Origin of the sequence: Pseudomonas sp. FP818 (genome assembly GCF_030687335.1) — a bacterium.
Classification (GTDB): domain Bacteria; phylum Pseudomonadota; class Gammaproteobacteria; order Pseudomonadales; family Pseudomonadaceae; genus Aquipseudomonas; species Aquipseudomonas shahriarae.
Genome location: NZ_CP117427.1, coordinates 2,813,518 through 2,838,364, shown reverse-complemented (window position 1 = coordinate 2,838,364; position 24,847 = coordinate 2,813,518). Strand labels below are relative to the sequence as shown.

Sequence of the window (24,847 nt, the reverse complement as noted above, 5' to 3'; positions counted from 1 at the left end):
CTGATCTTCCCTGGACTGAAATACGCGCAATAGTCTGCCGAGCACCCCAAACAATGGGGCGGGCAACTATTTCAATAGTGTTTAATGCGTTGGAAGTGACAGGTCGATAAAGGTCACGACCAACAAATGTCTCTATACCCGGCAGTTATAAGCATATAACCGCAATACTTAATTAGTGTGTGCGTCGCAGTAACAGCTCTACTCCAGAAGCAGAACGCGCGGTGTATTCGCCTTCTTTCTGTCGATTCAAATGGGTAATACCGGTGCCCTCGGTATTCATCAGCCAAATGCCATCCGGGGTGGGCAGCCAAGTCAGGGGTTTTTGCCCCAGCCACTGTTGCGCGCACTCAATATCACCGGCCAGGCTGTTGGGTTCGGCGATCAGATCCAGCTCGCACACCTGCTCCTGCTGGCGCAGTTGCCAGTGCCCCGCCAATTGCGTGGTGCTGGGTAAAACAAGACTGCTTGCCATTGCGTTGGCTCCTGCCGACACGAGCAATGCCAGGATCAACCAGGCGATTGCGTTGCGAAAATTAGTCATCACCATTACCCGTTTACGGGGCTGTTGCAAGGGAAGAGCAGCGCCGGGGCGCCACCCTTCGTTACGCCTTGATCAAGCCACGATGTCGCTATACATCGCCTGGCCTACGGTGGTGACGAGGAAATCCGCCACGCCGTGCCCGGAGAAGTCCACCGCCAAGGTACCCAGGTTGGTACCCGAGGCATAAGTCAGCACGGCATCACCGATAGCGCCAGTAAAGGCGTTGACGAAATGCAGGCCGCTGCCGTTGGTGATGCCGGTCAGGTCGATCTTGTCCGAACCCGAGGTGAAATCAAGAATCTGATCCGCCGCACCCGGCTTGGAGTCAGAGCTGGCACCGAACACAAAGGTGTCCGAACCCGCGCCGCCCCACAGTTTGTCGGCACCGCCACCGCCGTAGATCAGGTCATTGCCGGCGCCACCCTTGAGGGTGTTGGCCACGGCGTTGCCGATCAGCAGGTCGTTGCCCGAGCCACCAAAGGCGTTTTCCACGGTCACGCCCTGGGCGATCGACACGTTACCCACCAGGCCACCCACGTCGGAGAACGAAGTCGCGTTGAGGTTGATTTTCTGGTTCTGGGTAAAGCCGGAGAAGTCCAGGGTGTCGTTGCCGCCACCGTCCCATACCGAGAACACCAGCTTGTCGGCGTTGGACGTGGCGCTGAGGTGATCGCGCCCGGTGTTGGAGTTGAAACCGTAGGTGGTGTCACCGGCACGGGTGTTGTAGTTGGCACCGTAGAGCTTCTGGATCGCCGCAATATCGTCGATCAGCGGGCCGGACGCATAGGCCTCGACCCCGCCTTTGGTGAAGTTCTGGTTGGTGTTGTTTTCGCCCCAGTAGCTCATGACGCTGTAGCCACGGGTGTCCTGGCCGTAGTCCGCGTCTTTGTAAGACGGGTTGCCGGTCCCGGCGTTGTAGTCGCCAGGGTGATCCAGGCCCAGGGTATGGCCGATCTCGTGGGTCAGGGTCTGACGCCCGTAGTTGTTCAGGCCAGGGTTGATGTTGGCGGTGTAGCTGTTGTTGATCAGGTACCACGAGGTGCCATCCGTGCCACTCGTGTGGTACTTCTCATTGGTGCCAGGCAGGTAGGCAAACGCTGCGGCGCCGTCCTGGCCTGCGCTGTAGTTGCCGAAGGTCATGTGGAAGTCGCCGCCCGAGGCTTTCTCGGTGAAGGTGACATTGGCCACATCGGCCCAGGATTGCATGGCCAGTACGGCTTGGCCTTTTTGCAGGTTGCTGAACTGGCTGAACCCGGAGATACCATGCTTGTTCATGGTCGCCGAGGAAGCCGAGGTCAGGAAGGTGTAGGTCAAGTCGATCCTGCCGTTACCGTCAACGTCCCGGTATGCCGCGTTTTCGCGCAGCAAATGGTCGGCTGCCTGGTCGACAGAGAACGAGGGTTTGCCATTGACCGTGAGATTGCCGCCACGGTCATACAAATGGCTAAAGCTATCGACTTGTGAATAGGCACTACTTGCTTGAGCTGCCGAGACAATAGCTTTGTCTTTTACTTTCGACATAAACGTACTTCCTTGTTTGCAAGTGGAACAGTTTTTGTCCGATAGCGACGTTCTCGGGCGAGATCGTCCTATCACTCGCCTCTTATGAAGGCGAAAGGAAACTGACACAATTCGAAATCACACGTCCAGTATTTTTTTTGTTGGAAAAGTGCGTGGACGGAATAACGACTGCAAACATTGGGAATTAAGTGTTTATATTCTTTGCTTTGGGCTGGATGGCGGCAAGCGGGCTATTTAAATATTAAATAGTGCTAAATAGTTAAATGCCAGACACGTCACACTTTAGAGTGATAAGTGGATCCAATATATTGAGTGGGGTGCACTTTTAAAGTGCCACCGTGTCATTGGTAAATATTAAATAGCCACTGTTTAAATATCGACAGCTTGCGCCCGCTATCACCGGCAAGCCGGCGATAGCGAGGTCACGACTAGCCACGCCACCCTGTTTGGCGCAAGGCCTCCAGCAGCGTCTGCCCCTCCAGCCCTGGTACCAGCACGCCATCGGCGGTGGTCATGTCCTCCCCGGCGAGTATCGCGTTGATGATCGCCTCTTCCACCGCCTCGGCCGCGGCGCTGAACAAGGGCGAAATATGATCGTTATTGACCATGCTCAGCGTTGTGCTCAGGGGCAGGTCCTTGCGCCCGTAATCCGCCGGCGGCAGGTCGTGGTTGCCGGTGGCAAACGCGAGGAACAGATCACCACTGGAATCCTCGGTGCCACCGCCGGTGCGGGCAATGCCGATGGAGGCGCGTTGCGCCAGGCGCTGGCACTGGTGCGGCAGCAACGGCGCATCGGTGGCGATAATCACCACGATGGAGCCCATGCCCGGCGTACCACGCTCGGCAAATGGCGAGGCGATTTCCATCAGGTGCCGCCCCACCGGGTAGCCATCCACCCGCAGCTCCTGGCGCTTGCCGTGGTTGGCCTGCACCAGCACGCCGACAGTCCAGCCGCCCTGCTCCGCTGCCAGCTTGCGCGAGGCGCTGCCGATGCCGCCCTTGAATTCATGGCAGATCATCCCGGTGCCACCGCCCACGGCACCCTCCTGTACCGGGCCGGATTCCGCGTTGGCCATGGCCTGCAGCACATGCTCGGGGCCGATATGCTGGCCCCAGATATCGTTGAGCAGGCCGTCGTAGGTTTCCATCACCACCGGCATGCACCAGTACACCGCCGGGTCCGCCAGGCTGTCGCGCTCCAGGGCAATCAGGGTGTCGCGCACAATGCCGATACTATGGGTGTTGGTGATCGCCAGGGGCGTGGTCAGCAGCCCCGCTTCGCCGATCCACTCAAGGCCGGTGGCGTCGCCGTTGCCATTGAGCACGTGGTACCCGGCAAAACACGGCTGCAGCCGGGCTGCACCGGCCCGTGGCTGGATCAGTGTGACCCCGGTGCGCACCTGTTTGCCGTCGATCTGCTCCTTGAGCGTGCTGTGGCCGACCCGAATCCCGGGGACGTCGGTAATCGCATTCAATTCGCCGGGCGTACCCAGCCCCAACGTGATGCCCAATTGACGTGCGCGCATAACCACTCCTTACAGTTTCTGAAACGCCGGACTCGACCGGCCGCTGATGCAGTACAGGATCACCGACAAGGCCAGCAGGCCGATGATAATCATGATGTCGCGCATGGACGCCGCGCTAAACAAGGTAAACAACAGATAACCCGCGCCCGCCACGGCCAGCAGTGCCGGCACCGGCCACAGGGGCATGCGGTACGGGTGCTCGCGGTCGCGCAACAGCACCCGGCTCATCAGCGCGCTCAGGGCGACGATCAGGTACACCAGCATGATCAACAACACGCTGAAGGACGTCAGGTCTGCCAGGTTGGAGCTGAAGCTGAGCAGTGCCGATGGGATCGCCAGAAACAGCGTGGCCAGCCATGGCGAATCCCAGCGCGGGTGGATGCGGGTGAAGAGTTTATTGATGGTCGGCGTCCACAGCGCATCACGGCCGCTGCTGAACACCACCCGGCCGATCTGGATCACGATGGCTACGATGGCGTTGAACACCGAGAGGAAGATCCCGGCGCTGACCAGGCGTGACAGGGTTTCATTACCATGGCTGGTCAGCAGGTAGCCGATGGGGTCCGGGCTGCTGATCATCTCGCTCAGGGACGGGGCGCCGATCAACAGCGCGGTGATTGGCACCAACTCGATCACCACCACCAGGCCCAGGGACCACAGCACCGCCTTGTGCACGCCCTTGCCGCCGCATTTCATGTCTTCGGCCAGCAGCACCGCCGGGCCGTAGCCGTTGAACGAGAACAGGCCGATGCCCACCGCGCCGATCACCAGGGCCCAGGGCGCCAGGTGCAGCACGCCGTTTTCGACGATCTGCGGTTGGAACAGCACACTGGCCGGCTGTACCGGGTTGCCAAAGCCGATAAACACAATCACCAGCAACGCCGCCACTTCCAACAGCAGGCAAGTGCCGGTGATCCAGGCGTTGAGCTTGATATTGAGAATGCCCAGGGCGTAACTGCACACCACAATCACCAGGGCCACGGTTTGTGAATCGAACTTCGTGCCCAGGGCGTTATTGAGGTAGGTCGCGGCGCCGGTGGCCAGGACCGGCGGGATAAACAGCAGCATCACCAGTACCGTGAGGAACGTCGCGTAGCCGGCCATGCCGCCAAACACGCGCTTGGCGTACACGTATTCGCCACCGGCACTGTTATGGGCACGCCCCAGTTCCGCGTAGCAAAAGGCAAACATCAGCGCCAGTAGCCCAGCCATCACAAATGCCAGGAACACCCCGCTGCCCGCTTGCTGGATCGCGAACGGTGCAATAACAAATACGGAACTGGCCGGGGTTACCGCCGAAACGGTAATGGCCACCACATCGAACACACTCAAGGTAGGTTTCAGCACGCCGTCGGGTGCGGGGGTTGCGCTCATGTCGTTATCCTCGTGGTTATTCTTTTTATTGGAAAGCTGGTTGAGGCAGGAACGAAAAGGGAATGCGTGTGCGGGATATGTTTCCCGCTGAATGCCAGGGAATCTAGGCGCTGCGCCGGCACCCGCCAATTCCCCTATTGGAGTACTCCCCTTGACGGGCTCGTGCAAAAGCCGAACCCTTGGCCGATCTTTCAGCCATCGGAACCCATCACATGAGCCTATTCAGGGAAATCGGCATGCATGCGGGGCTGGGTCGGACGGTGTCGCAAATTGGCACCGAGCGTTTCTGGAAGCAACTGGTGTTGCTGCTGCACCAGAACCTGGCGTTCGATAACGCCCTGGCAATCTTCTACCCGCTGGATGGCCCGCCCCAGGCGCTGGAGGAGTACGACGCGCAGCCCACCAGCAAGCCGGCGTCGATGCTGGTGTACCTCAATGGTTTGTACTTGCTCGACCCGTTCTTCCAGGCCTGCCGCGAAGGCTATGCCAGCGGCGTGTATCGCCTGGAAGAGGTGGCGCCGGACCATTTCCGCCAGAGCGAGTACTTCCTCAATTACTTTCACGACAATGTGCTGGAGGATGAGGTGCAGTTCATCCTGCAACTGCCGGGGGTGGGCACCTTGTCGTTGTCCCTGGGGATGCAGCGGGTGTTTACCGCGTCTGAAACCGGGCTGCTGACCCTGCTGGCGGCGTGGGTGCTGCCACTGATGCAGCAGCACTGGCAGCAGAGCACCCGGCGCGCACCGGCCGGCGAGGCCATGGCCAGCCAGATTCGCGATGCGTTGAGCCATTTTGGCAGTGGGGTGTTGTCCGAGCGCGAACTGGAAATCGCCCGCCTGGTATTGCGCGGGTTCTCATCCAAGGCCATGGCCGAACGCCTGAGCATCTCGCCGGACACGGTCAAGGTGCATCGCCGGCACCTGTACGCCAAGCTGGATATCTCGTCGCAGCCGGAGTTGTTTTCGTTGTTTATCCAGTCGTTGGGGCATGACCTGGATAACCCATAGGGCAGGCACGCGGGAGTGGTGGATCAAGTAAGGATATGTCGACTGGCCTACCGCTATCGCAGGCCAGCCAGCTCCCACATTTGACTTGTGGTGTGGACACAATTCTCTGCTCGCCGAGTTCCCCCTGTGGGAGCGGGCGGTGTGTCAGTCACATTTATCTAACCTGACACTCCAGCCCCCTCCAGGCTAAGCGTGCTGCCTTAGCGCCCGGTACGGATAGTGTTCCATATCCGCGTGCGAACACGGTCGATCTTCATCGGCATGGCTTCGAGGGCGAAGAGCTTGCCCATCATTTCCTCGCTCGGGTACACCTTGGTGTCGCTCTTGATCAACGGGTCTACCAGGCTGTCGGCGGCGCTGTTGCCGTTGGCGTAGTGCACGAAGTTGGTGATGTCGGCCATCACGTCCGGGCGCAGCAGGTAGTTCATAAAGGCATAGCCGGCCTTCTCATCCGGGGCATCGGCGGGCATGGCGACCATGTCGAACCAGATCGCGGCGCCTTCCTTGGGGATGTTGTAGCCGATCTTCACGCCATTCTTGGCTTCCTTGGCGCGGCTTTCGGCCTGCAGCACGTCACCCGAAAAACCCACTGCCACGCAGATGTCGCCATTGGCCAGGTCGCCGGTGTATTTCGAGGAGTGGAAGTAGGCAATGTACGGCCGCACTTTGATCAACAGCGCCTCGGCCTTTTTATAGTCTTCGGGGTTCTTGCTGTGGTGCGGCAAGCCCAGGTAATTCAGGGCAATGGGCAGCAGTTCCGGGCCGTTGTCGAGGATCGCCACCCCGCACTTACTGAGTTTTTCCATGTATTCGGGCTTGAAGATCAAGTCCCAGGAGTTGACCGGCGCGTCGTCGCCCAGCACTGCCTTGACCTTGTCGATGTTGTAGCCGATGCCGGTGCTGCCCCACAGGTACGGGAAGCCGTGTTCATTGCCCGGGTCGTTGGTTTGCAGGGCCTTGAGCAGCACCGGGTTGAGGTTTTTCCAGTTCGGCAGCTGGCTCTTGTCGAGCTTTTTCAGGGCCCCGCCCTGGATCTGCCGGGCCATGAAGTGGTTGGACGGGAACACCACGTCGTAGCCCGAGTTACCGGTCATCAACTTGCCGTCCAGGGTCTCGTTGCTGTCGTACACGTCGTAGCTGAAACCGATCCCGGTTTCCTTCTGGAAGTTCTTGGTGGTGTCCGGCGCGATGTAGCTCGACCAGTTGTAGATTTTCACCGTCTCGGCGGCCTGGGTCAGGGACGCCACCAACATCAAGGGCAACAGGGCAATGGGTCTCATGGTTCGATTTCCTGGCGGTTATAGGGCTGTTTTTATGGCAGGCGATCAAGGATCAAAAGATTAGAGGATCAACACATAGGTCTTGCGTACGGTCTCCTGGATATCCCAGATGCCCGTGCTGTTGGCCGGCAACATCAGTGCATCGCCGGCTTCGATATGCAGGGTTTCGCCGTCATCGGGGGTGAAGGTGCAGCGGCCCTGGATAAAGTGGCAGAACTCCTGGGCCACGATCTGGCGCCGCCAGCGGCCCGGGGTGCATTCCCAGATACCGGTTTCGACGCCGTCGTTGCGCTCTACGCTGAGGGTGGAGGCCACGGCAACCGGGGTGCCCAAGGGCACGGCGACCGGGTTTGAGTCCGGCAAGTGGCGGTTAAGGGTGTCTTTGAATTGGGTAATGCTCATGGTCATACCTGTGGTGATTGAAGCGACTTAGTGCATGAAACCTTCCATGAAACCGGCAATCCCGCTGGCCAGCTTGCGCCGCCAGGGCGCGGTGTTCGGGTCGGCCAGGGTCTGGTCCTCATGGACAAAACTGCGAATGATGGCGTTGTAGCCCAACCAGCGGCACGGCTCCGGCTCCCAGCCCCGGAGGGCACTCAGGCCGCCGTCGCGCAACACCCATGGCTGCTGGACCAGCGGCGTGTCGCGCCCCAGGATCAGGTCAGCCAGGGTCCGGCCACCCAAGTTGCTGGCGCCCACGCCCTTCCCGCCATACCCGCCGGACAAGGCGATGCCACTCTGTTGGTCGCACAGCATGTGCGGCCGGAAGCGCCGCGACATACCGAGGTTGCCGCCCCAGGAGTGGGTGACCCGCACATGCTTGAGTTGCGGGAACAGCTCGCAGAACAGGTAGCGGCGCAGTTCCACTTCGCTGTCGGTGAGGTCGAAGTTGTGGCGCAGCTTGCCGGCAAACTGATAGCCACCGCGCGCCCCGAACACTAGGCGGTTATCGGCGGTGCGCTGGCCGTAGGTGACCTGGCGGCTGCTTTCACCGAAGGCCTGGCCTTGATTCAGGCCGATTTCCTCCCAGGTACTGGCCGGCAGGGGTTCGGTGGCGACGATCAGGCTCTGCACCGGCAGTTGATAGCGACCCAGGGGCTTGAGCGTCGGCGCATAGCCCTCCACCGCCGGCACCACCCACGAGGCGCGGACCTGGGCCTGCTCGGTGCGCAGGCTGCCGGACTGCCAGTGGGTGACCGGGCTGTTCTCGTAGATCGCCACGCCCATGGCCTCGACCACCCGCGCCAACCCGCGCACCAGCTTGGCCGGGTGGATCGTCGCGACGTGGGGGGTGTAGACCGCACCATAGGCCGAGGCGATGCGGATCTGCCCGGCCAGTTGTTCGGGGCTGAGCCAGCGATAGTCGTCGTCGGTCAGGCCCTGGCCATGCAGTTTGGCCAGGTATTCGCGCAGGCTGGCTTCCTGCTCGGGGTACCGGGCGGCGCAGTGCAGTGCGCCGCCTTTGCGGTAGTCGCAGTCGATACCTTCGCGCTGCAACACCTGCCCGACTTCATCGGGGATGCCGTGCAGCAGGTCAAACGAGGCCCGGCGCTGCTCGGCGGGCAGCCCTGCCAGCAAGCGATCTTCGCCCAGCAGATTGCCCATCAGCCAGCCACCGTTGCGCCCGGAAGCGCCAAAACCGGCGGTCTGCGCCTCGATGATCACCACCTTGAGCTGCGGCGCGTGGCGCTTGAGGTAATAGGCGGTCCACAACCCGGTGTAGCCGGCGCCAATAATGGCCACATCGACATCCAGGTCCTGCCCGAGGGACGCACGCGCCTCCAGCGGCTCTTGCAGCTGGTCCATCCATAAACTGATCTTGCGCCATGCCGGCATGCCGAACTCCACCACCAAACGTCGATGGCGTGATCCTAGTGCCTGGCTTCAGTCGTCGTCTTGCGCGCGTGCACGCAGGGAAATTTGTTTGACGTAGGCCTTGGGCGACAAGCCAGTGTGCTGGCGGAAACAGCTGTAGAACGCCGACAAGGAATTGAAACCGGCGGCAAACGCCAGCTCGTCGATACGGATCGGCGGCGTGGCGCCGTCCAGCGCCGCCAGTAAATGCTGCAGGCGGGCCTGATTGACGTAGCGGTAGAAGCTCTGCCCCAGTACCTGGTTGAGCAGGTAGGAAATCTGGTTGCGGCTGTAACCACATTCCTTGGCCACCCGCTGCAGGTCCAGTTCCGGGTCGAGATAGGGTTGCTGGCGCTGGAAGTACTGCTGCAGATCGTTGGCCAGGTAACTCAGTTGCTGGGGCGACAGGCCCAGGCGGCTGACGGTCGGCCGCGTAGCCTGGGACTGGGAGCGGCTGGTGGCGGGCTCGTGCACCAGGGACGCGTATTCGTTGACGCGCCAGATCAGCCCGTCACGCACGGTGATCGCCTCACTGGTGCGAAACGACACCAGGCCCTGGCCGCCACGCAAGGTCACGCGATACTGGATAAAGGCGGTATCGCCGTCGGTGCGAATGCGGTCGGTGTGTTCAATGCCTTCGTCGGGGTCGCGGGGCATGCTGGCTTGCAGGTACTCACGCAACTGGTCGAAGCACACCACGCGGTTCTGGAAGAAGTCGTGGTACTGGATATCCGGGTGATAGTGCGCCATCACCCCGTCCAGGTCCCGGTGTTTCCAGCAAAGATGATGGCGCAACACCACCTCGGCAGTCGCTTGCGTCTGTTGCGGGCTATCGGCCGGGGCGGTCTGTGGCATACAACGCTCGAAAACGGCTAAAGCCTGGAGCTTGCACAACTTTACCAAGGGCTTCAATGGCAACGTGACAGTTTTAAGTGGTGGCCTTTTGCCTAAGTATTTGTAAGACATGACCCACGTCAAACTTCTTGCAAGCAACTGCCGAACGGATAGAAAAAACTCCGCTGCTCACTGCAAGTGAGTGCTATTTTTTAAGCTTCACAGTCAGCACCATTGATGGTTCTGACACCCTTGCCGCGAGCTAAAGGAAGTGCTCAATGAACAAGGTGGGCCACATGAACAAAGTGACGTTCCCCAACGCATGTCAGTTGATGCGCTGGCATTTTCATCCGGTCGGTTTTGAAGGCAGCATGGACGCACCCGGCAGCCTGATTGCGCGCCTGTTTGACCGAGAGAGTGGTGAAACCCTGATTGCCATCGCTGGCATTCCCTGCGCCACGGTGATGAATGCCACGGATGTGGAGCGGATTATCGAAGCGATCGAGGCTGAGCTGGAATCGTTTGTGCGGCCAAAGTTGCTGCAGGCCTGAAGGGTGTGGGAGCTGTCTCGCCCGGCGAGACAGCTCCCACATTTGATTTATTGCGCTTTAATGGCGCGGCGATCATCAAAGAACGCCTTGCCCCCCGCCACCCGATCCGACGCCCTGGGCGCATGCCCCACCTGGCCATCCTGCCCTTCGACATACCAATAGCAATGGCTCACCGCCCGGGTAATCCCGACATAGGCCAGGCGCAGCACTTCGTCTTTTTGCGCATTGTCGTAAGGCTCGGCATCCCCGTCCTTGCCAAGGCCGGCCATGCGGTACACCTGGTTCTTGTAGGGCGAACGGGTCAGGTGCTGGCAGTCGCCGAGCAAAAACACGGCATCCGCCTGCAGCCCCTTGGCGCTGTGGTAGGTCAGTTGCTTAAAGCGGCGCATGCCCGGCGGCAAGCTAGAATCAAGGTTAACTACAGACTGAATATGCTCCTGAATCAATAGCTTATCGCTGCTTTTTCGATACAACATCAATACCGATTCGCCCCGTTGATAGTGCGCCAGCAACTGCTGCGCCAGGCCCGCCTCGTCACGATCCAGCACCTGTACCGGCACCAGCGCCCTGGCTGCGCCGCTGGCCTTGGCCTTCTTGCCGCTGATTGCCGGTGCGGCTTTAACGATATGTTCGGCCGCATCAATGATGTGCTGATGACTGCGGAAGTTCTCCCCGAGCATCACCCGCGTGGTGGTCGGCGACGGGAACTCCTTGTTGAACTCCATGAAGTACTTGGGCGAACTGCCGCGCCAGCCATAGATCGACTGCCAGTCATCACCGACACAGAGCAGCGAAGAATGCTGGGCCGCGCGCCCCACATGCAGCGCCGGCCCACGGCTGCGGATCTCGCGCAGGCTGGCGCGGATCCACGATACGATCTGTGGCGAGACATCCTGGAATTCGTCGATCATCAAGTGCGACAGCGGGCGCAACAGCCCGTCGCTGAGCAGCTTGAGGTTTTCTGGCGTGTTCTCGCCAAACAGCGAAAACATGCGGTTGTAGGTCATGATCGGCGGCGACTGGTCCAGCAGATGATCTTCCAGGGCCTTCCAGAAAATACTCAGGGCCTCGAAGAAGCCGCGATCCGGGTCATCCTTGGCAAAGCTCATCTGGCCCACCGCCGTGGGCACGTCCAGGCCGAGGTTCTCGATAAAGCCGGCGGCGCTCACAAAACAGTCCAGCAATGGCGCCGAAGCCAACTCACCCTTGACCTTGTAATCAAACCCGGGGCCGGAGCTGGCATCCCCCGCCAGGCTGCTCAACAGGCGCTTGGATGATTCGTAGTTATCCAACCAAATCAATGGCTTGCGGCAGAATGCTTGAAACAGGGTGCGCTTGACCGCCCATTCAGCCCGCACCGACAGCTTGGCCCCGGGGCGGGCGATCTGTGGGTTTTCCCTGGCGTCGAAGCCCAGCACCACCCAGGCATCCAGTTCGGCGCTGTAGCCATGGCAATGGAACGACGCACCATTGATTTCAACACGCTGGCGGTTCGGCTCGATGCCCTTGATCGGCCATGCGCCGGCCCGGAACCACAGATCCTCGATCACATCGCACAATTCTTCATCGCGCTTGGCCGCCAACTCGGTGACGGCCACGCGTTTTTGCACATCCGGGTGGTCGCGCTCCAGCTCCTTGAGCTGCAAGGCATGGCGGGCCATCGGTGCAATCAACTCGCGAAAACGTGCATGCCGGCCGTAGAGGCCGTGGTAGCAGGCATTGAGCTGCTGGCGCTGGGCATCGTTGATGCGCAGGTCGAAGGGGTTGCTGTCGGCCTCGTCATCGTAGAGGCCGCTGCGCAGGTTTTCGAAGGCCTGCAACCGCTCAAAGCCCGGAAGGCTGCGAACCATGGGCAGGATGCGCGAGTGAAAGGTCCGCACTACCGCCTGGGCTTCTTTCAAAGCAAGGGGTTGGCCCCACAGGTGGAGAATCTCCATGAGCTTGCGGATAAAGTCCTGGCGCGACTCGCGGGTGAAGGTCACCACGGTCATGGCGCTCAGCTCAAAGCCCAGGTAATGGGTCAACAGCAGGATCCGCAGGACCAGCGAGGTAGATTTGCCAGCCCCGGCCCCGGCAATCACCGAAGTTGAAGGCGTATCGCTGAAGATCATCTTCCACTGCGCCGTGCTGGGCTGCGCATGGGCCGGCAGCAGGCGCGCCACATCGGCTTTGATGCGTTTTTTCAGTTCGGCGGTCAGTGGCAGGCGCCAATCGTCGAACAGGCCGTCATCCACGCCCGGGGCGCGGTGTTCATCGCTACGGAAGTCGCGAATCAACAGGACCTGACGGCCCTCTTCGATGCCATCGCGCCGGCCTTCCTGGTAGCCATACTCCACGCCGGCCTCATGCCCGCTGCGAAAGCCATCGGCCTGACCGTGCAACCACGAAAAACGATGCTGGGCCCGCAGGCGCGTCAACCCGTGGCCAAACAGCCGCGCAGCCAGGCGTTTGAACAGCGGCATTTGCGCCAGGGGGCGCAGTTCGGGAGGCAGATCGGGGGTGTGTTGCGGCACGCGGACTCCTGCGGGGGCTTGAGCGAACAGAGGCCCTATGGTCGCCGGAATCCCCCGACAGTTCCAGCCAATTGCTTTGGCTTCATGCAGTTAGGCGATGAACTGAAGCTGGGGTCTAGTTCTGGGACTGGAAAAACAATCGAATAATCTGATGAGAATTAGGCATTTTTTACGCTTTTTGTCGATGATGCCCTGGCGGATGATAGGCCCATCAACAGGAGACGATCATGCTTGAACTTCGACCTTTTACCTCCCTGGGCGGCGCCAATCACGGTTGGCTGGATGCTCATCACCACTTCTCGTTCGCCGAGTACCATGACCCGCAACGTATGCACTGGGGCAACCTGCGGGTGTGGAACGACGACATCATCGCGCCGGGCACCGGCTTTCCGCAGCATCCGCACCGGGACATGGAAATCATCACCTATGTGCGTGAAGGTGCCATCAGCCACGCCGACAACCTGGGCAACAAGGGCCGCACCGAGGCGGGCGACGTGCAGGTGATGAGCGCCGGTACCGGGATCGCCCATAGCGAATACAATCTGGAAGCCACGGCAACCAAGATTTTCCAGATATGGATCATTCCCAATGAAGCGGGCTTGCCCCCTTCCTGGGGCGCCAAACCTTTTCCCAAGGGTGAGCGCGAAGGGTTCGTGACCTTGGCCAGCGGCAAGCACGGTGACCATGAAAGCCTGCGGATCCGTGCCGACGCACGCCTGGTGGCGGCCAATCTGAAGGCTGGGGAAAGTGCCGAGTATCACCTGGATGCAGGCCGCCGGGCGTACCTGGTGCCGGCGACCGGGGTGATCGAGGTCAATGGTCTGCGAGCGCAGGCGCGTGACGGCATTGCGGTGCAGGATGAGCGGGTGTTGCGGGTGACGGCGGTCGAAGACAGCGAAGTGGTGCTGGTGGACCTGGCCTGATCTCGAGCCAGACTCAAAAACCAATGTGGGAGCGGGCTTGCCCGCGATGACGATGGGTCAGTCACACATGTATTGACTGATCCACCGCCATCGCGAGCACGCCCGCTCCCACATTTTTTACAACTGTGTGTCAGTTCGGGGTGATGGCGCCATCCACCAACACCTGAGCCTCTTCCACCAGGCGCTTGAGGTGATCTTCGCCAACAAAGCTCTCGGCGTAGATCTTGTAGATATCCTCGGTGCCCGACGGCCGTGCGGCAAACCAGCCGTTTTCGGTCATGACTTTCAGCCCGCCAATCGCCTGGTCATTCCCCGGCGCATGGCTGAGGATCTGCTGGATGCTCTCCCCGGCCAATTGCGTGGACGTGACCTGCTCCGGTGCCAGTTTGCCCAGCAGCGCCTTCTGCGCCGGCGTGGCCTTGGCATCCACCCGAATGGCGAACGGCTCGCCCAGGGCGTCGGTCAGGCCACGGTAGATCTGGCTGGGGTCCTGGCCTTTGCGCGAGGTCATTTCTGCGGCCAGCAAGGCCGGGATCAGACCGTCCTTGTCAGTACTCCACACGCTGCCGTCCTTGCGCAGGAACGAAGCGCCCGCGCTTTCTTCGCCGCCAAAGCCCAGGGAACCGTCGAACAGGCCGTCAGCAAACCATTTGAAGCCTACCGGCACTTCGTACAGGCGGCGGCCGATGCGTGCGGCCACGCGGTCGATCAAACCGCTGCTGACCACGGTTTTACCCACGGCAGCATCCGCCCGCCATTGGGGACGGTTCTGGAACAGGTAGTCGATCGACACCGCCAGGTAGTTGTTCGGCGCCAACAGCCCGCCCGACGGAGTGACGATGCCGTGGCGGTCGTGGTCGGGGTCGCAGGCAAACGCTACATCGAAGCGTTCTTTAAGGCCGATCAGGCCTTGCATCGCGTAGCTGGAGGACGGGTCCATGCGGATCTGGCCATCCCAATCCACGCTCATGAAACGGAAGGTCGGGTCGACTTCGGTATTCACCACGTCCAGGTTCAGACGGTAATGCTCGGCGATGGCCGACCAGTAGCGCACCCCTGCTCCACCCAGCGGGTCCACGCCCAGGCGCAGATCGGCGCTGCGGATGGCGTCCATGTCGATGACATTCACCAGATCGGCCACATAGGTGTTGAGGTAGTCATGGCGATGGGTGGTGTCGGCTTTCAGCGCCTGCGCGTGGGTGATGCGCTTGACCCCGGCCAGCTTGGCCGCCAGCAGTTCGTTGGCCTTGGCCTCGATCCATTTGGTGACGTGGGTATCGGCCGGGCCGCCGTTGGGCGGGTTGTACTTGTAGCCGCCGCTCTGGGGCGGGTTATGGGAGGGCGTGATGACAATGCCGTCGGCCAGCCCGCTGGTGCGGCCACGGTTGTAGCAGAGGATGGCGTGGGAAATCGCCGGGGTCGGCGTGTATTCATCGCCTTCGGCAAGCATCACATGCACACCGTTGGCGGCCAGCACTTCCAGGGCGCTGGCGCCGGCCGGCGTGGACAGCGCGTGGGTGTCGAGGCCGACAAACAGCGGGCCATTGATACCTTGCGCCTCGCGGTACAGGCAAATGGCCTGGCTGATGGCCAGTACGTGCCATTCGTTGAAGCTCAAGTCAAAAGAACTGCCACGGTGCCCGGACGTACCGAAAGCCACGCGCTGAGTGGAGATCGCTGCATCGGGCTGGCCGGTGTAATAGGCCGTCACCAGTCGCGGGATGTCCACCAGCAATTGAGCTGGCGCCGGTTTGCCCGCAAAAGGACTGAGAGTCATGCAAAAACCTCTGAAAAGAAGGATTCGGAAAAGGAATGCAGTTTACTGGGTGTTCGACCGCCACGCGACGGTATCTATCCCACAACAATCAGTGATATTTCCCACAAAACCAATTCATCCGTGCTGCCCCTGCCTGAGGGCCTGGGCCAACTCCTCCAGCACCAGGTCCAGGCTGTGATGAGTGCTGACCACATGGCTCAAGCGAAAGTGCTGCTGGTACAGGCCCGTCACGCTGAACAACTCGCCCGGGGCGATCACCACCTGGCGTGCCAGCATGTTCTGGAACACCCGGCGCATATCCACGGCCTCGGTCGAACGCAACCAGAAGGTGGCGCCAGCCTGCGGCGTCCGGTACGTCACGCGCTCGCCCAGATGCTGGGCCAGGCGTGCCTGCATCGCTGCAGCGTGCTCCTTGAGCACCATGCGCAAATCATCCAAGTGCTGGTCAAAGCGGCCACTGTGGTAAAGCCGGGCAATCGCACGCTGGCGAATGGACGATAAACGAAACGCACGCAACAGGAACTGACGCTGCAAGGGCGTGCTCAGGTGCCGCGAGAGTAGATAACCATAGGGCGCCTCCGGGCCCATGGCTTTCTCGAAACTGGAAAACACCATCAGCCGCTCGGGGTTCACCAGGTCCCGCAGGTAGCGGGTGCACGCCTCAAACGCCAGCCCGCCATGGGTGTCGTTTTCCAGCAGCCAGCAGTCATATTGCTCCAGTAACCTGGCCACCTGCGCCTGATCCGCCACACTCAAGGCGTTGCCCGTGGCAAGGCCTGGAGTCGAGGACAGCAGCGCCAGTTGCACCCCCTCGGTCCGCAGTTGCTGCTCCAGATACGCAGGATCGAGCCTGCCCTGCTCGTTGCATGGCCACTCGATCACACGCACTCCGGCATCTTGCAACAGGCGCAGGATAAGCCAGTCACATGGCGACTCCACCAACACCGCCGCCCCTTTGAGCGCCAGCACTTCGATCAGAATGGCCAGGACACCTCGCAGGTCCGCGCCGATGTACACGTCATCCGCCTGCCAGCAACGTGTGGGCGAACGGGTATAGCGCGCCGCCAGTGCCGCACGCAGTTCCCAGATACCACACGGCTGGGAATAGGGTTGCAACTGGCGCGGATACTGGCGCACCAGTTCACGCTCCAGTTGCAGCAGCGGCGCGTCCAGGGACAACAGCTGTGCCGGCTCATCGGCACTGAGTACCAACATCCCCGGCCTGCGTGCCCCTACATACAAGCGTTCCAGCAAATCCCCCGTGGTACAGCACGCAGTGCTACCGGCAATGGGCAAGGCGTAGTAGCCGGACTTGGCTACCGAGTACACCCTGCCCTCCTTTTCCAGGAGCGAGTAGGCGTACTGAATGGTGGAAATCGACACATTCAACCGCTCTGCCAGGTGTCGCAAGGACGGCAGCTTGACCCGGCCTTCGGTGCCCACTTCATTGATCAGGTTGATCATGTAGCGATACACCGCCTGATAGGCGAAGTCTGCCTGTTTATCGTCCCTCATGAGGATTCCTGCCCGAGCAACGGCTGCCGTCGCGCAACCACCCTCAGTACCCTGTTACGCCGCACGGTCCTGTGGCCGGCTCCTCGACATTGATACAGGCCGCATTGGCCGCGACATGGGTGCCGTACAAATGCTGCAAAAGCGCCAGGGGCAAACCGCTGGTATCGACCATCCAATGCTGGATCAGCTCTGCCGACGCCTTGCCCTCAAGGGCTTTGTGCAGTTCGGGCAGCACCACCAGCATGCCCGGGTGACAGCGACGCAAGAAGGCTTCCAGCCGCTGTCCTTGCTGGATAAACGGTGAAAACAACAGGCACACCAGTTGGCTCTCCTCCAGGCCAAAGAACTCGCGGGCGTAGGTCGCCGCCAGCATGCGCCCATCCTTGGTGCCGGCTTGGGCAATCAGCAATTCGGGGATTTTTTTACGGCGCATAAAGCCGCTGGCGTGTTCGATAAAGCGCGTGACGCCCTCTCGATAATCAAGGCCCAGCAGCACTTCAGCCTGCAGGCCATGCATATGCGCCATCAGCAAGGGGTTGGCGTAGGCCGGGGTGCTGAACTGAAAGGCGAATTCATCCTGTTTGTAACCCATAAAATCGTAAAGCAGTGCCGTGAAATCCTGCCCGGCCGCGCGTAACAGATCGGCGACGCCGATATAGGTCAGGTGACGATGCACCTCTTTGGAAGCGTTATCCTCCGACGCGTAATGTTCGCCATAGACATCGCGGTAATAGCCGGCGCTGCAATCATCCATCCGGCAAAACAGGGCATTGAGCGCCAGTGGCTGGCCGGCGTGGCCTTTCATGCCTGCAGCGCGGGTGGTCCTGAACAGCCACGCCAGGTATTGGTTCTGCTGGCGCGGCGAATCACTGCTGACCAGGGCGTGCACCCCACCGTCCCATGCCGTGATACGGCGATAGAAATCCCCCAGGGACAAGTATCTGTCGTTGCACACGCTGGCGCGGATATCCCCTGAACGCTTATGCCCGATCATCAACATGTTGCGCCGGCCGATATCCTGGCCCGCTGCTGAAGCGGGGCGCAGGTGGTTGAAGGGCAGAACTTCCTGGTTTTCCACCATCAGCAGCTCGACCCTGGGGTCGTCGTGGAAAAACAACGCACTGTAGCCCCGATGAATGCTGTCCAGCGCCGCTTGCGTCATCCCGGTATGGCGCAGGGTGGCGACTCGCAATTGAAAACTCCTCGGCGCCCGGCCGGCGATGGTCAATTGGGCGGCGCGCAAGAAGGCCAGTGCGTAACTGCTGCCTTTGCCGCCCCCGTGGGTGACCAGTACTTTGTAGTCGCCGATCTGCTCGATGCCACCTGCCGCTACAATCAACCGCTGAATCAATAACTGAAGTGCGGTGCGCTCCGCTCGCGAGAAGTAGCCCTGCAACCGTTGCAATACCTGCTGGTAAACATAATTCATGGCTTGTTCGTGAATAGCGCTCATAGCTTTACTACCTGAGGTTAACTGTCAGTTCCGAGCAAGCAGTTGCGCGTGCCTGTCCGATCTGCTGTTTGCTTAGAGTTGACGTCTGTTGCGATTAAAGCTGATAGCTAAATGTTAGCACCGCACAACAAAACGCCAGTTGGAACATCCCGACGAAGATGCCACCACCTGCTGAAGAAAGCCCCTACAGCGGCCCAATGACCGCCTTAGGAACGGTCTTACAACTTCCTACTAGTCTTTAATTCAAACATTAAAGAATGATCTGACATATGCAGTACAGGGCAAGGTCGGGATTCAGTTCGCGCGCACCTTAAGCCTCTCTCTACAGGCCAACGTCCTTGAGCCGGTATACAAGACGACTTGTTAGTTACAGCGAACTGCTGTTTGGATTTGATTTCTGCAATCATTGCTCAGTCCTTGAGATGAAAGTGACTGGGCAATTATCAGCGCTTGTTTGATGATTAAAAGATACAGACTCGGCGCAAAAACCAGTGCAGTTTGGCGAGCCGGTGTTTACCGCAGTGCCCATGTAAAACGCCGCTGCTCTGGGATTCAGGGCAGCGGCGGCATTAAAGGCAGGTTTTGCAGGGGAAGAATCCCGGCGGCAGATTCAGCAGGTGCGGAGATCCTGTCCTTCTAAATGGCGTATTTGCCCCATGGCAAACACCGGCGAAATGTCCGTTTACGAACATTCCCACAGATCAAACGGCTTCAACCTGCAACGCCACCCGCTCGCGACATGGGCATTCGTCCATATAGCGATGGGCTTCGACGAACTGGCTGAACGCAAACACTCGGGTCTTGAGCGGCACCAGCATGCCGTCGGCGGTCAACTGGTTGATCTCGCGCAGGGCCCGTTGCAATGCGGCCTGGTCCTGGGCAATGCCCAACTCCGGCTTGCCGGTGAAGTTGCCGATGCAGTGCACAAAGAACTGGATGTTTTTCTGGAACGCGGCACAGGCCGGGAACGGGGTCTGGTTGCCACCTTGCAAGCCATACAACACCAGACTGCCACGGGGTGCGAGCACATCGCCCAACAGCGACATCTGGGGGCCACCGAGGCCGTCGAACACCACATCCACACCGCGTCCATCGGTGAACTTGTTGATTTGCATCAGCAAGTCCTGCTCTTCAGTGACGATGACCTTTTCCGCGCCCAGGGACAGCAGGTATTCACGCTCGTCCGGCGACTTGGTGGCGGCAATCACCCGCGCCCCCAGGGCCTTGCCCAATTGTACGAACGAAGGCCCGGCACAATGGCTGGCATCCGTGACCAGGGCGAATTGACCGGGCTTGACCCGCGCCAAATCGACATAGGCAAAGTAGGCAATCAACAACGGCGTGTAATGCACACTGGCCTGCACCGGGCTCAAGACATCCGGGTAACGGGTCAGGGCTGAACGGGGCAGGACAATCAGTTCGCCGTACACTGGATAGTCATTCGGGCTTTCGGCCGGAAAACTGGCAACCTTGTCGCCAATGGCCAGGTCTTCAACGCCCTCGCCCACTGCCACCACCACACCGGCCATTTCATGGCCAAGGCCCGACGGCAAGCGCGCATGGGAAGACGCCAGGTTCTGCCGCCAGAGAATGTCGTACCAGCTGATGCCAATCGCTTCGACACGCACCTGCACTTCGCCCGGTGCGGGCAACGTGGCTTCATGCTCTTCGCACTTGAGCACCTCGGCCGGACCAAACTTGTGAAAACGGATCGTGCGGGACATCGCAAACCTCGCCAAAGTAACCTCTAATGCCATGAACTTTATCTGGGCTTTCGGGGCAAGGCCACCAGTCGCCATTAATAGTCGTCATGTCTGTCATTGATTCCGCCACCTCGGAAAATACCCCAGGCAGCGTAGGAAATCTGAATTAGCCGGTGCAGAGTACCAGCCTTTCCCCGTAAGATTCATGCCGGCCATTGTTATCATGTGGCCGCTCACGTCAAGTTCGCTGAATCTGCCAGGACACAAGATGAACCGTAACGACCTGCGTCGTGTCGACCTGAACCTGTTGATCGTATTCGAAACCTTGATGCATGAGCGCAGTGTGACCCGCGCTGCCGAGAAGTTGTTCCTCGGCCAGCCGGCCATCAGCGCCGCCTTGTCGCGCCTTCGCGGGTTGTTCGATGATCCGCTGTTCGTGCGCACCGGGCGCAGCATGGAACCCTCGGCCCGGGCGGTGGAGATTTTCGCCCTGCTCTCGCCGGCCCTGGATTCGATTTCCACCGCCGTCAGCCGCGCCGCCGAATTCGATCCGGCCACCAGCACCGCAGTGTTTCGCATCGGCCTGTCGGACGATGTCGAGTTCGCCTTGCTGCCCCCCCTGCTCAAGCGCCTGCGCGCCGAAGCGCCGGGCATTGTGCTGGTGATCCGCCGCGTCAATTACATCCTGATGCCAGGCCTGCTGGCTTCCGGGGAAATCTCCATCGGCGTCAGCTACACCGCCGACCTGCCGGCCAACGCCAAACGCAAGCTGCTGCGCCGCAGCCTGCCCAAACTGCTGCGCGCCGACAGCGTGCCCGGCTCCCTGAGCCTGGACGACTTCTGCGCCCGCCCCCACGCCCTGGTCTCGTTTGCCGGCGACCTCAGCGGGTTTATTGATGAAGAGTTGGAAAAACTCGATCGCAAGCGCCATGTGGTGCTGGCCGTCCCGCAATTCAACGGCCTGGGCACCCTGCTGGCGGGCACCGACATCCTCGCAACCGTGCCCGACTACACCGCCGAAGCCCTGACCGCCGCCGGCGGCCTGCGTGCTGAAGACCCGCCGTTGCCTGTGCGCAGTTTTGAATTGCATATGGCGTGGCGTGGTTCGCAGGACAATGATCCGGGGGAGCGCTGGTTGCGGTCGCGGATACAGATGTTCTTCGGCGACCCTGAGAGTCTTTAGGCGTTGTCGGGCAGGCTGTTTAGCTGATCATTTCTGGCTTTTCATAGGCCATGGAGATCCATTCACTTCCAGTGGATTGCTACATTGGGGGCAAATCTGAGGGCATGCTTTGGATGGTTTGAAAAGGATGCCCCAGGCTGAAGTCCAACAGCCACTTCTCGGAAAAGTCATACGCTGCCGCTCCCAAACCGCCGTCGAGCGCTATCCGATCACCTCAATTTGTAGACTTGAAGCGATCTTCTGGCGCCTCTGAAATCCTGACAATTCCGTCCAGGAACGCCAACTACAGAGGTCGTTGGAAAAAATAATAACGCTATAAATTTTTGATCTGGCGGGTAGAGCGAGTGAATTCAATAAATGCCTTTAGCGGAGCGGGAGTATGTCGCCGGCCAGGGTAGTACAAGTGCAACCCTGGATAGTATGGGCACCAATCGGCTAAGACCTGTTTCAGTCTCCCATCTGCTAAATACTCAGTCACCATGCCTTCAAAGACATAAGCCAACCCCAGCCCATCTATGGCTGGTCCGAGCATAAGGCTGACGTCACCCAGAGTGAGTGGACCGTTAACTTCGATTTCTTGGGCGATTCCCCCCCGCTCGAATTCCCAGCGATAAATCGAGCCACTGGGAAATCGATGGCGAATACAGGGGAGCCGATGCAAATCCTCGGGTTTTTGCGGCGCAGCATGGCGTTCGAAAAGCGAAGGTGCCCCCACAACAATTGACCGCATGTTGGGCCCAATAGCCAGAGAAACCATGTCTGCTTCTAGACGATTACCGAAGCGCACCCCAGCGTCAAACCCTCCAGCTACTACGTCTACAAACGCATCACTTTCGACAATCTCTACTCTGATATCCGGGTACTGCTGGAGAAACGGGCTAACAATTGGGAGCAGCACCAATTCGCAAGCTTGGCGTCCTGCGGTGATGCGCAAACTGCCAGAAGGCTTGTCACGAAAGCTATTGAGATCTTCAAGGGCATCATCGATATCTCGAAACGCAGGCCGCAAACGAATGTACAGCCGCTCCCCCGCCTCCGTAAGGGCGACGCTACGAGTCGTCCGATTGAATAAGCGCACGCCGAGACGACTCTCCAGTACTCGCAGCGAATGGCTCAATGCTGAGGGGGTAAGGCCAAGATCTATCGCCGCTCTACTCAGGTTTAGATGCTGAGCGATGCTCAAAAAGATCGATAAATCGGCGGGAGATGGAGATTTCATTTGTGAGCCGCTTTCACAGAGTCAAGTAACCTTCATGGTATTAACACATCAGTAATGCACATTTAAAGTTGCGTCAACTTATCAGTAAGGCCCGGCAATGCCGCACGGGCTACTGGCAGGAGGAGTTAATATGCGTACTTGGTTCATTACAGGCGCTTCTCGTGGTTTTGGCACACTCATCGCAGAACAAGCTCTGCGTGCTGGTGATGCAGTCATCGCTACCGCTCGCAAGCCTCAAGACATTACCAGTCGCTTGGGAGATCACCCGAATCTGTTGGCTGTACGCCTGGACGTAACCAGTGAAGAAGAAGCACATCAGGCTGTTGCCGAAGGTATCAAGCGATTTGGCCAGATCGACGTGGTCGTCAACAACGCCGGCTTTGGCGTGTTGGGCGCCGTTGAAGAAACCAGTGCTGAAGAGACGGAACGCCTGTTCGCCACAAACGTCTTCGGTGTGCTCAACGTGACGCGCGCTGTTCTGCCGCACCTGCGTCGGCAACGTAGCGGGCACATCATCAATATTTCCTCTGTAGGCGGATATCAGTCGTTTATCGGTTGGGGTGTGTACTGCTCCACCAAGTTTGCTGTGGAAGGCATTACCGAGGCACTGCATCAGGAATTGGCACCTCTGGGAATTCGAGTGACGGTCGTTGAGCCCGGTTTCTTCCGCACCGACTTTCTTGATGAGCAGTCGTTGATCAAGACCGCGCTGGAGCTGTCTGACTACGATGAGACGGTCGGTAAAATGCGGCAGTTTGCTGAGGGCGCTAACCACGCGCAGTCCGGTGATCCATTGAAGTTTGCAGAAGCCATGTTGACGCTGGTCAATGCACCTAACCCTCCACAGCGTTTGACGATGGGTAGTGACACGGTAGCCATCGTTGGCGAGAAGAATCGTTTTGTGAACGCTGAATTGGCTGAATGGAAAGAGCTGTCTATCTCGACCGATTTTAAAGTCTAAACACGCAATGATATGGAAACCGAGCTTGCTCGGTTTTTGCGTATCTTGACTACCCAATTAACGATCTGCTGGAGGGTTTATGAAGTACGTGAAACTTGGTAGTACGGGCCTTGATGTTTCCAGACTGTGCCTTGGATGCATGACCTTCGGTGATCCTGATGCTGGCATGCATCCCTGGACATTGGGTGAGGAAGCAAGCCGACCGATCATCAAGCACGCAGTGGAGCAAGGGATCAACTTTTTTGACACAGCAAACAGCTACTCCGCTGGAACGTCGGAAATTATCGTTGGCAAGCTGCTGAAGGAGTTCACACGTCGAGAAGAGACCGTAATCGCCACGAAGGTATTTTTCCCGGCAAACATGAGGGAATGGGAAGGCTCCGCAAAGCCAAACGAGAAAGGTCTTTCTCGTAAAGCCATCATGGCCGGCGTTGATGCGAGCCTGATTCGCTTGGGCACCGACTACATCGACCTGTACCAGATTCATCGTTGGGACTACGACACGCCTATCGAAGAAACGATGGAGGCCCTGCATGACATCGTCAAAGCAGGCAAAGCCAGGTACATCGGCGCCTCATCCATGTATGCATGGCAGTTCGCTAAAGCACAGCAGGTCGCCATGGCAAACGGATGGAGCAAGTTTGTGTCCATGCAGAACTATCTGAACCTGGTGTATCGAGAAGAAGAGCGGGAAATGATCCCATTCTGCCTCGATCAGGGCGTGGGGTTGATGCCATGGAGTCCGATGGCACGCGGCAGGCTGACCAGACCATACGGCCAGCAGACCGAGCGCACCAAAACCGATCTCTCAGGGCAGTCGTTTTACCAGGCTACTGAAGTCGAAGACGGTCGGGTGATTGACATTGTTGAGCAGATTGCTGGGGAACGAGGCGTGCCTATGGCGCAAATTGCGTTGGCATGGGTGTTAGCCAAGCGTGGCGTCTCAGCACCTATCGTTGGCGCCTCTAAAGCAACCCAACTTGACGACGCAATCGCTGCGCTGGAGTTGGTACTGAGCGAAGAGGAAGTCAAACGCCTTGAGGCCCCATATGTACCCCATGCGGTGACTGGATTCTCCTGATGCGGCAGTAAAAGAGATACCGGCAAACTTA

General features: G+C 59.5%; 20 protein-coding genes. 6 read left to right on the top strand and 14 right to left on the bottom strand.

The genetic code is table 11. The features are described 5' to 3' along the window. Positions 1-172: 172 nt before the first annotated feature. The 4 genes from PSH80_RS12750 to PSH80_RS12735 form a co-directional block, all read right to left on the bottom strand. Positions 173-541, bottom strand: coding sequence for an AprI/Inh family metalloprotease inhibitor (locus PSH80_RS12750; protein WP_081044256.1), 369 nt, complete (start codon positions 539-541; stop codon positions 173-175). Between the two features lie 72 nt (positions 542-613). After that, positions 614-2,062: a serralysin family metalloprotease gene (locus tag PSH80_RS12745; RefSeq protein WP_057438454.1), complete on the bottom strand. Its 1,449-nt coding sequence runs from the start codon at positions 2,060-2,062 to the stop codon at positions 614-616. A 428-nt stretch (positions 2,063-2,490) separates the two neighbouring features. Next, the gene (locus tag PSH80_RS12740) at positions 2,491-3,588 is read right to left on the bottom strand and encodes a P1 family peptidase (protein ID WP_057438453.1); all 1,098 of its coding nucleotides are present in this window, start codon (positions 3,586-3,588) and stop codon (positions 2,491-2,493) included. A 9-nt stretch (positions 3,589-3,597) separates the two neighbouring features. Then, complete coding sequence (locus PSH80_RS12735; RefSeq protein ID WP_057444785.1) at positions 3,598-4,962, bottom strand: APC family permease; 1,365 nt, start codon at positions 4,960-4,962, stop codon at positions 3,598-3,600. A gap of 212 nt (positions 4,963-5,174) precedes the next feature. On the opposite strand from PSH80_RS12735, the gene PSH80_RS12730 reads away from it, so the two are divergent. After that, complete coding sequence (locus PSH80_RS12730) at positions 5,175-5,969, top strand: helix-turn-helix transcriptional regulator (protein ID WP_057959676.1); 795 nt, start codon at positions 5,175-5,177, stop codon at positions 5,967-5,969. A 200-nt stretch (positions 5,970-6,169) separates the two neighbouring features. Here the strand turns inward: PSH80_RS12730 and PSH80_RS12725 are convergent, their stop codons facing one another. From PSH80_RS12725 to PSH80_RS12710, 4 genes are read right to left on the bottom strand one after another with little or no spacing between them, the layout of a single operon-like run. Beyond that, positions 6,170-7,249, bottom strand: a complete 1,080-nt coding sequence (locus tag PSH80_RS12725) for a polyamine ABC transporter substrate-binding protein (protein WP_186625748.1) — start codon at positions 7,247-7,249, stop codon at positions 6,170-6,172. Positions 7,250-7,309: 60 nt separating this feature from the next. Further along, the gene (locus PSH80_RS12720) at positions 7,310-7,651 is read right to left on the bottom strand and encodes a cupin domain-containing protein (RefSeq protein ID WP_057438450.1); all 342 of its coding nucleotides are present in this window, start codon (positions 7,649-7,651) and stop codon (positions 7,310-7,312) included. 27 nt (positions 7,652-7,678) lie between these two features. Next, on the bottom strand, positions 7,679-9,085 hold the full coding sequence (locus PSH80_RS12715; protein ID WP_305420424.1) for an FAD-binding oxidoreductase: 1,407 nt from the start codon (positions 9,083-9,085) through the stop codon (positions 7,679-7,681). A 48-nt stretch (positions 9,086-9,133) separates the two neighbouring features. Continuing rightward, complete coding sequence (locus PSH80_RS12710; protein WP_057438449.1) at positions 9,134-9,958, bottom strand: AraC family transcriptional regulator; 825 nt, start codon at positions 9,956-9,958, stop codon at positions 9,134-9,136. A gap of 257 nt (positions 9,959-10,215) precedes the next feature. Here PSH80_RS12710 and PSH80_RS12705 point away from each other — a divergent pair, with 257 nt between their 5' ends. Continuing rightward, positions 10,216-10,488, top strand: coding sequence for a DUF1652 domain-containing protein (locus PSH80_RS12705; RefSeq protein WP_057438448.1), 273 nt, complete (start codon positions 10,216-10,218; stop codon positions 10,486-10,488). A gap of 47 nt (positions 10,489-10,535) precedes the next feature. Here the strand turns inward: PSH80_RS12705 and PSH80_RS12700 are convergent, their stop codons facing one another. Next, complete coding sequence (locus tag PSH80_RS12700) at positions 10,536-13,001, bottom strand: UvrD-helicase domain-containing protein (RefSeq protein ID WP_305420422.1); 2,466 nt, start codon at positions 12,999-13,001, stop codon at positions 10,536-10,538. A gap of 227 nt (positions 13,002-13,228) precedes the next feature. Here PSH80_RS12700 and PSH80_RS12695 point away from each other — a divergent pair, with 227 nt between their 5' ends. Beyond that, entirely contained in the window at positions 13,229-13,924 is a 696-nt protein-coding gene (locus PSH80_RS12695) for a pirin family protein (RefSeq protein ID WP_057959680.1), read from the top strand. A gap of 130 nt (positions 13,925-14,054) precedes the next feature. Here the strand turns inward: PSH80_RS12695 and pgm are convergent, their stop codons facing one another. The 4 genes from pgm to PSH80_RS12675 form a co-directional block, all read right to left on the bottom strand. After that, positions 14,055-15,701, bottom strand: a complete 1,647-nt coding sequence (gene pgm / locus PSH80_RS12690; RefSeq protein ID WP_057959681.1) for a phosphoglucomutase (alpha-D-glucose-1,6-bisphosphate-dependent) — start codon at positions 15,699-15,701, stop codon at positions 14,055-14,057. A gap of 114 nt (positions 15,702-15,815) precedes the next feature. Beyond that, positions 15,816-17,222, bottom strand: a complete 1,407-nt coding sequence (locus PSH80_RS12685) for a PLP-dependent aminotransferase family protein (protein ID WP_120733068.1) — start codon at positions 17,220-17,222, stop codon at positions 15,816-15,818. 37 nt (positions 17,223-17,259) lie between these two features. Continuing rightward, a complete protein-coding gene (locus PSH80_RS12680) occupies positions 17,260-18,669 on the bottom strand; it encodes a hypothetical protein (RefSeq protein ID WP_305420419.1) in 1,410 nt (469 codons plus the stop codon). A 701-nt stretch (positions 18,670-19,370) separates the two neighbouring features. Continuing rightward, positions 19,371-20,393, bottom strand: a complete 1,023-nt coding sequence (locus tag PSH80_RS12675) for a zinc-dependent alcohol dehydrogenase family protein (protein WP_057438444.1) — start codon at positions 20,391-20,393, stop codon at positions 19,371-19,373. Between the two features lie 247 nt (positions 20,394-20,640). Here PSH80_RS12675 and PSH80_RS12670 point away from each other — a divergent pair, with 247 nt between their 5' ends. Next, a complete protein-coding gene (locus PSH80_RS12670) occupies positions 20,641-21,555 on the top strand; it encodes a LysR family transcriptional regulator (RefSeq protein WP_057959684.1) in 915 nt (304 codons plus the stop codon). Between the two features lie 313 nt (positions 21,556-21,868). On the opposite strand, the gene PSH80_RS12665 is transcribed toward PSH80_RS12670, so the two are convergent. Then, a complete protein-coding gene (locus PSH80_RS12665; RefSeq protein ID WP_120733062.1) occupies positions 21,869-22,774 on the bottom strand; it encodes a LysR family transcriptional regulator in 906 nt (301 codons plus the stop codon). A gap of 130 nt (positions 22,775-22,904) precedes the next feature. On the opposite strand from PSH80_RS12665, the gene PSH80_RS12660 reads away from it, so the two are divergent. Both PSH80_RS12660 and PSH80_RS12655 read left to right on the top strand, forming a co-directional pair. Next, a complete protein-coding gene (locus tag PSH80_RS12660; protein ID WP_186625738.1) occupies positions 22,905-23,735 on the top strand; it encodes an oxidoreductase in 831 nt (276 codons plus the stop codon). Positions 23,736-23,814: 79 nt separating this feature from the next. Beyond that, positions 23,815-24,816 carry an aldo/keto reductase gene (locus tag PSH80_RS12655; protein ID WP_057959686.1) on the top strand — a complete coding sequence of 334 codons (1,002 nt, stop codon included), beginning with the start codon at positions 23,815-23,817 and terminating at the stop codon, positions 24,814-24,816. Positions 24,817-24,847 lie beyond the last annotated feature (31 nt).

Coding starts and splice junctions, on each gene's coding strand:
- PSH80_RS12670 (WP_057959684.1), top strand. CDS start 20,641: ATGAACCGTAACGACCTGCGTCGTGTCGACCTGAACCTGTTGATCGTA.
- PSH80_RS12675 (WP_057438444.1), bottom strand. CDS start 20,393: ATGTCCCGCACGATCCGTTTTCACAAGTTTGGTCCGGCCGAGGTGCTC.
- PSH80_RS12705 (WP_057438448.1), top strand. CDS start 10,216: ATGAACAAGGTGGGCCACATGAACAAAGTGACGTTCCCCAACGCATGT.
- PSH80_RS12750 (WP_081044256.1), bottom strand. CDS start 541: ATGACTAATTTTCGCAACGCAATCGCCTGGTTGATCCTGGCATTGCTC.
- PSH80_RS12680 (WP_305420419.1), bottom strand. CDS start 18,669: ATGAGCGCTATTCACGAACAAGCCATGAATTATGTTTACCAGCAGGTA.
- PSH80_RS12710 (WP_057438449.1), bottom strand. CDS start 9,958: ATGCCACAGACCGCCCCGGCCGATAGCCCGCAACAGACGCAAGCGACT.
- PSH80_RS12735 (WP_057444785.1), bottom strand. CDS start 4,962: ATGAGCGCAACCCCCGCACCCGACGGCGTGCTGAAACCTACCTTGAGT.
- PSH80_RS12695 (WP_057959680.1), top strand. CDS start 13,229: ATGCTTGAACTTCGACCTTTTACCTCCCTGGGCGGCGCCAATCACGGT.
- PSH80_RS12745 (WP_057438454.1), bottom strand. CDS start 2,062: ATGTCGAAAGTAAAAGACAAAGCTATTGTCTCGGCAGCTCAAGCAAGT.
- pgm (WP_057959681.1), bottom strand. CDS start 15,701: ATGACTCTCAGTCCTTTTGCGGGCAAACCGGCGCCAGCTCAATTGCTG.
- PSH80_RS12655 (WP_057959686.1), top strand. CDS start 23,815: ATGAAGTACGTGAAACTTGGTAGTACGGGCCTTGATGTTTCCAGACTG.
- PSH80_RS12715 (WP_305420424.1), bottom strand. CDS start 9,085: ATGCCGGCATGGCGCAAGATCAGTTTATGGATGGACCAGCTGCAAGAG.
- PSH80_RS12665 (WP_120733062.1), bottom strand. CDS start 22,774: ATGAAATCTCCATCTCCCGCCGATTTATCGATCTTTTTGAGCATCGCT.
- PSH80_RS12720 (WP_057438450.1), bottom strand. CDS start 7,651: ATGAGCATTACCCAATTCAAAGACACCCTTAACCGCCACTTGCCGGAC.
- PSH80_RS12725 (WP_186625748.1), bottom strand. CDS start 7,249: ATGAGACCCATTGCCCTGTTGCCCTTGATGTTGGTGGCGTCCCTGACC.
- PSH80_RS12660 (WP_186625738.1), top strand. CDS start 22,905: ATGCGTACTTGGTTCATTACAGGCGCTTCTCGTGGTTTTGGCACACTC.
- PSH80_RS12740 (WP_057438453.1), bottom strand. CDS start 3,588: ATGCGCGCACGTCAATTGGGCATCACGTTGGGGCTGGGTACGCCCGGC.
- PSH80_RS12730 (WP_057959676.1), top strand. CDS start 5,175: ATGAGCCTATTCAGGGAAATCGGCATGCATGCGGGGCTGGGTCGGACG.